The sequence below is a fragment of the Stenotrophomonas sp. HMWF023 genome, from assembly GCF_003060985.1.
In the GTDB taxonomy this organism is placed as follows: Bacteria; Pseudomonadota; Gammaproteobacteria; order Xanthomonadales; family Xanthomonadaceae; genus Stenotrophomonas; species Stenotrophomonas lactitubi.
The window spans coordinates 35,848-44,315 of the sequence record NZ_QAIJ01000225.1 but is presented as its reverse complement, the minus strand read 5'-3'; the positions used below and the strand labels follow the sequence as shown (position 1 = coordinate 44,315).

The 8,468-nt window shown below is 68.2% G+C and carries 9 protein-coding genes; all 9 read right to left on the bottom strand.

Annotation, left to right across the window (positions count from 1 at the left end; genetic code table 11):
* Nucleotides 1–2: 2 nt before the first annotated feature.
* On the bottom strand, nucleotides 3–1,592 hold the full coding sequence (locus DBR20_RS12335; RefSeq protein ID WP_108266366.1) for a calcineurin-like phosphoesterase family protein: 1,590 nt from the start codon (nucleotides 1,590–1,592) through the stop codon (nucleotides 3–5).
* A gap of 127 nt (nucleotides 1,593–1,719) precedes the next feature.
* Nucleotides 1,720–2,340 (bottom strand): bifunctional phosphoribosyl-AMP cyclohydrolase/phosphoribosyl-ATP diphosphatase HisIE, encoded by a 621-nt coding sequence (gene hisIE / locus DBR20_RS12330; protein WP_099818309.1) that lies wholly within the window; start codon nucleotides 2,338–2,340, stop codon nucleotides 1,720–1,722.
* Nucleotides 2,330–3,106, bottom strand: coding sequence for an imidazole glycerol phosphate synthase subunit HisF (gene hisF / locus DBR20_RS12325; protein WP_108266365.1), 777 nt, complete (start codon nucleotides 3,104–3,106; stop codon nucleotides 2,330–2,332). The genes hisIE and hisF overlap by 11 nt, the downstream gene beginning before the upstream one ends.
* On the bottom strand, nucleotides 3,100–3,834 hold the full coding sequence (gene hisA / locus DBR20_RS12320) for a 1-(5-phosphoribosyl)-5-[(5-phosphoribosylamino)methylideneamino]imidazole-4-carboxamide isomerase (RefSeq protein WP_108266364.1): 735 nt from the start codon (nucleotides 3,832–3,834) through the stop codon (nucleotides 3,100–3,102). Before hisA ends, hisF begins: the two co-directional genes overlap by 7 nt.
* On the bottom strand, nucleotides 3,831–4,433 hold the full coding sequence (gene hisH, locus DBR20_RS12315; protein WP_108266363.1) for an imidazole glycerol phosphate synthase subunit HisH: 603 nt from the start codon (nucleotides 4,431–4,433) through the stop codon (nucleotides 3,831–3,833). Before hisH ends, hisA begins: the two co-directional genes overlap by 4 nt.
* Nucleotides 4,430–5,503, bottom strand: a complete 1,074-nt coding sequence (gene hisB / locus DBR20_RS12310) for a bifunctional histidinol-phosphatase/imidazoleglycerol-phosphate dehydratase HisB (RefSeq protein WP_108266362.1) — start codon at nucleotides 5,501–5,503, stop codon at nucleotides 4,430–4,432. The genes hisH and hisB overlap by 4 nt, the downstream gene beginning before the upstream one ends.
* On the bottom strand, nucleotides 5,500–6,594 hold the full coding sequence (gene hisC, locus DBR20_RS12305; protein WP_108266361.1) for a histidinol-phosphate transaminase: 1,095 nt from the start codon (nucleotides 6,592–6,594) through the stop codon (nucleotides 5,500–5,502). The genes hisB and hisC overlap by 4 nt, the downstream gene beginning before the upstream one ends.
* Entirely contained in the window at nucleotides 6,591–7,886 is a 1,296-nt protein-coding gene (hisD, locus tag DBR20_RS12300) for a histidinol dehydrogenase (protein WP_108266360.1), read from the bottom strand. Before hisD ends, hisC begins: the two co-directional genes overlap by 4 nt.
* Nucleotides 7,883–8,468: ATP phosphoribosyltransferase (hisG, locus tag DBR20_RS12295; protein ID WP_258223333.1), on the bottom strand; the 586-nt coding region annotated here is incomplete at its 5' end. The genes hisG and hisD, both read right to left, overlap by 4 nt.

The following is an 8,468-nucleotide window of genomic DNA, read 5'->3' as shown; positions in this document are numbered from 1 at the left end:
GCTCAGGGCTGCGCGGTCTGCAGGCTGTAGCTGGTGCTGGCGGTGAACACCGCACCATCCGGCTGGGTGGAACGCACCTCGACCTTGTGGCTGCCCACGGCCAGATCGGTCGGCAACGCGCCACGCCACAAGTGCGGCGAAGCGGTGGCTTCCGGCGAACGGTCGTAGCCGCGCAACGTGGTGGCCAGATCGTCGGCGACGTTCTCCACCAGCAGCCGCGGATCGGGCTGGCTGACCTGCTTCATCGGCTGCCAGGCGCCGCCATCGACGCGGTACTCGACCACGCTGGCGTCCTCGCCCATGTAGACGTTGGCGTAGATGCCCCATGCCGGGTACGCGCCCTTGCGCAGCACCTTCGGCGCATGCAGACCGATCTGCTCGCTGGCTGCCGCACCGGCCACGCGGTACTGCAGGCGGTAGCTGCCATTGCCGGCCACGTCCAGCAGCGCATAGCCCTTCGGCGTGCCATCGCTCATGGTGCTGTCCGGCACGCCGGCGGCATTCTTCACGCCCGACCAGAACGCACCGCAGTTGGCACCAACGTTGTACTCGTGCAGCGGCCTGGCACCCTGCCAGCCGTCAGCCTTGCCGTGGTAGACGTGCTGCTGGGTGTGGCTGTGGCCGCTGAGCACCAGCACGTTGCGGAAGTCCTTCAGCAGGTCGAACAGGCGCTGACGGTCGGCATGGCGGAAGGTCTCGCGACCCGGTGCTGCATCGAACAGCGGAATGTGCATGCCCAGCACCAGCAGGCGGTCCTTGTGCAGGCCCTTCAGATACGCAGCCAGGAAGGCGAACTGATCCTCGCGCAGGCCACCGACATACTTCGGCTTGGCATTGGGGTCGTACACCACGTCGTCGAGGAACACGAAGCTGGCGCCGCCCTCTTCCACCGCATAGGTATCGGGGCCGTAGATGTTGCGCCAGCTGTCCAGTGAATGCGCGTCATTGGCCGCGTCGAAGTCCAGGTCGTGGTTGCCGGGCACGTGGAACCACGGCACGCCGAGCTCGGTGGTGACCTTGTTGATCGCGGGGTACAGGGTCAGGTCGTCGTTGACGATGTCACCGAGCGTGGTACCCAGGCGGGCCTTGGTCTGGCCCACCAGTGGCGCCACGATCGACTGCCGGTAGTAGCCGATGTCCTGCAGGCTGGCGGTCTGCGAATCGGTGAACACCAGCATCTGGAAGCCGCGGCGGCTGTCACGCCGGTCGTTCTGCAGGGCGAAGTCCCAGTTGCGGGCGACATCGCTGGTGGCCGCGATGCCACCGTACTTCAGCGACGGCGAACCGTTCGGCCGGTAGTGCCGCCAGAACGACGGCAGGCCGTCGGCGGCCTTCGGGAAGGAATAGGCATCGGGCTTGATGACGAAGACCGTCTGGCCGTCACGCACCGGCAGGCTGTAGCTGCCGTCGGCAGCAGTCTTGACGATGGTTTCGCCATTGGACACCTGCACGCCGGCCAGACCCGGATCGGTCGCACCGCGGCCCGGCTTGGCGTCACGCTCCAGATAGACCTTGCCGCTGACCACGGTGTCCGCGGCCCAGGCCGGCGAGGTCAGCAACAGGCAGCACAGCCAGGCGGCAGGCAGTTTCATGGGGGCGGGTCCGGGGAAAAGAGACCGCCTATTGTAGAGCCGAGCCATGCCCGGCTGCATCGCAGATGGCAGCCGAGCATGGCTCGGCTCTACTGGTGGGTGCGGACCGTTGGTCCGCACACCTTGTTCAACGATGGCGCTTTTCCAGCACGTCGCGGGCATCTTCCAGCGACAGCCCACGCGCGCGCAGCAGCACCAGCAGGTGGTACAGCAGGTCCGAGGCCTCTCCGAGCAATGCTTCATCGTCCTGTGCCACACCGGCCAGCGCCGTCTCCACACCTTCTTCGCCCACCTTCTGCGCGATACGACGGATGCCGCCCTCGAACAGGGATGTCGTATAGCTGCCGGACGGACGCAGCGCCTCACGCACGGCGACCAGCTGGTCCAGGCCGCCGAGGAAGTCCTTCGGCGCGCCATCGAAACAGCTCTCCGCCCCGGTGTGGCAGGTTGGGCCTGCCGGGCGTGCCAGCACCAGCAGCGTATCGGCATCGCAATCGACGCTGATCGACTGCACCGCCAGCACATTGCCGGACTGCTCGCCCTTGGTCCAGAGACGCTGCTTGCTGCGGCTGAAGAAGGTCATGTGGCCGATCGCCAGCGTCGCCGCCAGCGACTCGGCGCTGACATAGCCCAGCATCAGCACCTGCAGGGTGTCGGCATCCTGCACCACGGCCGGCAACAGCCCATCACCCTTGTCCCAGTCCAGCGTTTCCAGCGCCTGCGGCGACGGCCGCACGTCAATAGACATCTCGTACCTCGATCTGCTGCTCGCGCAGGTAGCGCTTCAAGTCGGCAATGGCGATGGCGCCACTGTGGAACACGCTGGCCGCCAGCGCACCGTCAACGTCGGCCTGGTCAAAGGCCTGGGCGAAGTGCTCCATTGCACCCGCACCACCCGACGCGATGAGAGGCACCTGGCACAGCGCGCGTGCCTGCCGCAGCTGCTCCACGTCGTAGCCGCGGCGCACGCCATCGCTGTCCATGCAGTTCAGCACGATCTCGCCGGCACCGCGGCGCTGCGCCTCGACGATCCAGTCCAGCGTGCGCAGCGGCACCGCTTGGGTCTTGTCCGGGTCGCCGCTGAATCGACGCACGCGCCACTGGCCGTCTTCCTCGCGTACAGAATCGACACCCACCACCACGCACTGCACGCCGAACTCTTCAGCCAGTTCGGTGATCAGTTCCGGGCGGCCCAGCGCGGGCGAGTTGATCGAGATCTTGTCCGCACCTGCGAACAGCACGCGACGCGCCGTCTCCACGCTGTCGATGCCACCGGCCACGCAGAACGGGATATCGATCAGGCGCGCGATGCGTTCGATCCAGGCCACGTCCACCGACCGTGCCTCCGGGCTGGCGCCGATGTCATAGAACACCAGCTCGTCGGCGCCCTGGTCGCGATAGCGCTGGGCCAGTTCGGCGATGTCGCCCATGTCGACGTGGTCGCGGAAGCGCACGCCCTTGACCACGCGGCCATCGCGTACGTCCAGGCAGGGAATGATGCGGCGGCTCAGCATGCCAGTGCCTCCGCCAGGTCCATGCGCTGTTCCAGCAGCGCCTTGCCGAGAATCGCACCGCCGCAGCCGGCGGCCTGCGCCGCAGCCACATCGGCCACATCGCGGATACCCCCCGACGCCTGCACCTCCACGCCCGGCAGCAACGCCGCCAGGTGCTGGTACAAGCTGATGTTCGGGCCGGCCAGCATGCCGTCGCGGGCAATGTCGGTGCACAGCAGATGGCGCATGCCCGCCTGTGCGTAGCGTTCGGCCAGCGCGTCCAGGGTCACCCCTGCGTTCTCGGTCCAGCCGTGCACCGGCAACTGCCACTGCCCCTGCGCGTCCTGGCGGGCATCGAGGGCGATGGTCAGCCGCTCCGGGCCGAATTCGGCCAGCCAGCCGATCACCTGTTCGGGCTCGCGTACCGCCAATGACCCGATCACCACGCGGCTGGCGCCGGCCTCGAGGATGCGCGCCACGTCGTCGCAGCCACGCACACCGCCGCCGGTCTGCACCTGCAGCGGAGTCTGCGCACGGATCGCCGCCAACAGCGGCGCCAGCGTATAGCCGCCGGCACGTGCGGCATCCAGATCGACCAGGTGCATCCACTGCGCGCCCTGCGCCGCGAACGCCTGCGCACGCGGCAACGGATCGTCGCCATAGTGGGTTTCCTGCGCGTAGTCGCCCTGGCGCAGCCGCACCACGCGGCCATCACGGATATCCAGCGCGGGATAGACGGTGAAACTCATGCAGCGGTGCCCTCAAGGAAATTGCGCAGCATCAGCGAACCGGTATCGCCGGACCGCTCGGGATGGAACTGGGCACCGAAGTAGCGGCCCTGCTCGACCACGGCGGTGAACAGGCCACCGTGGTCGCAGGCGGCAACGGTATGCCTGTTCAGCGGCGCGGCGTAGCTGTGCACGAAGTACGCACTGGCGCGCTCGGGGACCCCCTGCAGCAGCAACGACGGACGCAACGGCAGCAGCCGGTTCCAGCCCATGTGCGGCACACGGATGCCACAGGCCGGCACCAGCTTGCGCACCACACCCGGGATCAATCCAAGCGTATCCACGCCGGCCTCTTCGGAGCGATCGAACAACAGCTGCATGCCCAGGCAGATACCCATCAGCGGCACCTGCAGCTGGCGCAGCGGCTCGACCAGCCCCTGCGCATGCAGGCGCTGCATGCCGGGGCCGGCCGCACCCACGCCAGGCAGGATCACCCGTTGCGCGCCGGCCAGGCCTTCGGCGTCGCGGACCAGCCGCACCGTGGCACCGAGCCGTTCCAGTGCGTAGCGCACCGAACCCAGATTGGCGCCGCCGGCATCGATCAGCACGACCTCGCTCACAGCGCCCCCTTGGTGGTCGGCAAGGCGGTGCCCTGCCGTGCAAGCGCAGGCCGCAACGCGCGTGCCAAGGCCTTGAAGCAGGCTTCGACCTTGTGGTGGTCGTTGTCGCCACGCACCTGCAGGTTGAGATTCAGGCCGCTGGCATCGCACAGCGATCGGAAGAAGTGCGGGACCAGCTCGGTCGGCATATCGCCCACACGCTCGCGCTTGAACTCGCCGTCGAACACGAAATACGGGCGGCCACTGAAATCCAGCGCAGCGCTGGCCAGGGTTTCATCCATCGGCAGGGTGAAGCCGTAACGGCCGATGCCGCGCTTGTCGCCCAGTGCTTCGCGCAGGGCCTGTCCCAGCGCAAGGCCGGTGTCTTCGATGGTGTGGTGTTCGTCGATGTGCAGATCGCCCTCGGCGCGGATGTCCAGCGCGAAGCCACCGTGCTTGCCGATCTGTTCCAGCATGTGATCGAAGAATGGCAGGCCGGTGTGGATGTGCGCATCGCCGGCACGATCCAGATCCAGTTCGACACGGATCTTCGTTTCCTTGGTATTGCGCTGGACCACCGCCGTACGCGGCGCATCGGCAAGTGCGTGAGCAATGCCCGGCCAGTCCCACTCACCACCAAACTGTTCGGTGCGCAGCTGGAAGCCACGGATGTTGAGGTTGTCGGCGAACTGCAGGTCGGTGATGCGGTCGCCGACCATGCCCGAGCGCGCCCAGTCGATGCTGCGGTCCTGCAGATAGGCGGTCATCAGGCCGATGCCGGGCTTGCGGGTCGGCGCGTTCTCGTGCGGCCAACTGGCGTCGACCAGCACATCACGGAAGACGATGCCCTGGCTTTCGAAGATCTGCAGCATCAGGTCGTTCGGGCCATCGAAGCTGGCGCGCGGATAGCCTTCGCTGCCCAGGCCGTCCTGATTGGTGACGATCACGAACTGGTAGCCGGCATCGCGCAGCTTCAGCAGCGCCGGGATCACCTGCGGCACGAAGCGCAGCTTCTCGTAGGCATCGATCTGGAAATCCGCCGGCTCCTCGATGAGGGTGCCGTCGCGGTCGATGAACAGGATGGGCGTCATGCTGCGGCCCTCCGTGCCGACAGGGCCGCAAGCACGCGGTCATTCTCCTCGGGGCTGCCGATGCTGATGCGCAGTGCATCGCCCAGCTGCGGCGCAGCGCGCTGGTCGCGCACCACCACGCCAGCAGCGAGCAGCGCGTCGAACGCAGCTTGGGCATCGGCAAAGCGGACCAGCAGGTAGTTGCCGGCCGAGGCGTACACGCGGCGGACGCCCGGCAGGCCAACCAGCGCGGTGCCCAGGCGCTCGCGCTCGGCGATGACCGTGGCCACGCGTTCGGCGGTGCGTGCCAGCGCGGCCGGCTGCAGTGCCTGCACGGCCAGCTCGGCGCACGGCGTCGGCACCGGGTATGGCGCCTGGCAACGGCGCAGCACGGCAATCAGTTCTGGCGCGGCGATCAGGGTGCCGATACGTGCGGCCGCCAGTGCGTGCGCCTTCGACAACGTGCGCAGCACCGCCAGGTTGGCGTGTGCGGCCAGCAGCGAGGTAGCCGAAGCGCGCTGCGCGTACTCGACATAGGCTTCATCCACCACCACCAACGCCTGCCCACGCAGCGCAACGGCTACGCGCTCGATCTCCGACAGCGGGATATCGCTGCCGGCAGGATTGGACGGCGCGCACAGGAAAACGAGCTTGGCGCCCTGCCCCTTGGCAGCGGCAATCACCGCATCCAGGTCCGTGCGCAGGCCCTCGCCATCGTCAATGAGCGGCACTTCAATCAACGGCGCACCCTGCAGGCGCGCGCAGACCGCGTACATGCCGAATACCGGTGGCGTCACCAGCACGCCATCGCGGCCCGGCACGCACAGGGCGCGCACCAGCAGATCAATCGCTTCGTCGCTGCCACGGCCTACCAGCAGCTGTTGCGGCTGCACGCCGTACAGCGATGCCAGCGCATCACGCAGCGCAGCCGGTTGCGGCTCCGGGTAGCGGCGGCTGCCGCCGGTGGCGTCGGCCGGATTGGCCCACGCCGATTCATTCGCGTTCAACCACACCTCACCCTGCACAGCGCTGCTGCGCGCCGAACTGTAGCCGGCGAAGGCCCGCAGATCCGAGCGCACCAAGGCCAGCACGCCGTCGATGTCCGCGCTCATGCGGTCACCTCCATGCGCAGTGCCACCGCACGTTCGTGCGCGTCCAGCCCTTCGGCGCTGGCGAGGATGCGCGCGCAGCCACCGATCGCCGCCAAGCCAGCGGCACTCGCGCTCTGCACGCTGATCAGGTTCTGGAAACTGGCCACGCTGACACCGCTGTAGGCACGCGCGGCACCGGCGGTGGGCAGCACGTGGTTGGTGCCGCTGCAGTAGTCGCCCAGTGCTTCCGGCGTGTAGTCGCCGAGGAACACCGAACCGGCCGCCTGCACCTGGCCCAGCCAGTCGCGCGGTTCACGCAGGGCCAGGATCAGGTGTTCGGGGGCGTAGCGGTTGCTGATCGCAAATGCATCCGCCAACGAATCAACCTGGATCAACTGCGACGCCGACAGTGCCTGGCGGGCGATGTCCTGCCGCGGCAACAGGGCCACCTGGCGTTCCACTTCGGCCTCGACGGCGGCCAGCAGCGCCGCGTCATCGGTCAGCAGCAGTACCTGTGAATCCGGGCCGTGCTCGGCCTGCGACAGCAGATCGGCGGCGACGAAGGCGGGATTGGCGCCGGCATCGGCGATCACCAGCACTTCCGAGGGACCGGCTGGCATGTCGATGGCGGCGGCACCGTCCTGCGCCACCTGCTGCTTGGCCTCGGTGACGAAACTGTTGCCCGGCCCGAACAGCTTGTCGCTCGCCGGAATGCTCCCGGTGCCATAGGCCATCGCCGCGATCGCCTGCGCACCGCCCAGCTTGAACACACGTTGCACGCCGGTCAGGCGCGCGGCCACCAGCACTGCCGGATCGGCCGTACCGTCGGCACGCGGCGGCGTGCACAGCACTACCTGCGGGCAACCGGCCAACCGCGCCGGCACGCCCAGCATCAGCGCGGTGGACGGCAACGGCGCACTGCCGGCCGGCACATACAGGCCAACCCGGCCGATCGGCCGCAGCACGCGCTCGCAGACCACACCCGGCGCGGTTTCCACTGCATAGCCCTGGCCCATCCCCGCCTTGTGGAAGCGGGTGATGCGCTCGGCCGCCTCGACCATGGCCTGGCGCAACGCGGCCGGCACGGCGGCTTCGGCGGCAGCGAACTCGCTGTCGGAAACTTCGAAATCCTGCAGGTCCACGCCATCGAAGCGCACGGTGATCGCGCGCAACGCGTCATCGCCCTGCGTGCGCACCTGCGCGATCAGCGTGGCCACCGCATCACGGGTCTGCTGCGCCACGGTCTGCACCGGGCGGGTCAGCGCCGCGCTGCGTGCGGCCTCATCAAGTTGCGACCAGATAAGACGATTCATGCCAGCGACCGCTCCACGCTCAATACCATCAGGCCCTGGGCGCCGGCGCGCTCCAGTTCTTCCATGCGCTGCCAGGTCAACGGACCGGGGCACATGGTCTGCAGGCGCAACGCACCGCCATCGGCAGGCAAACGCACCAACGGTTCGGCATCGGCCAACAGTTGCGCCAGCGCGTCGACGCGGTCCTCGCTGGCGCGGAACATCAGTAGCTTGCGGTCCTGCCGCTGCACCACACCGTCCAGGCGACGCAGCAGCATGCTGCGCAGGGCGCCACGGGCATCATCGGGAACGCGCACCGCACCGGCCAGCACGGCTTCGCTGTCGAGCAGGTTGTGCACCGGGGTGAGCTGGTTGGCGCGCAGGGTGGCGCCGCTGGAGACCAGGTCACAGATCAGGTCGGCGGTGCCCAGGCGCGGCGCGATCTCCACCGATCCGGACAGCTCCACCACCTGCGCATCCACGCCCTGCGCGGCCAGCCACTGCTTGAGGATGGCCGGGTAGCTGGTGGCGATGCGGGTACCGGCCAGCTGTGCCGGCCCCTGCCATTGCCACTCTTCCGGCACCGCCAGCATCAACCGGCAC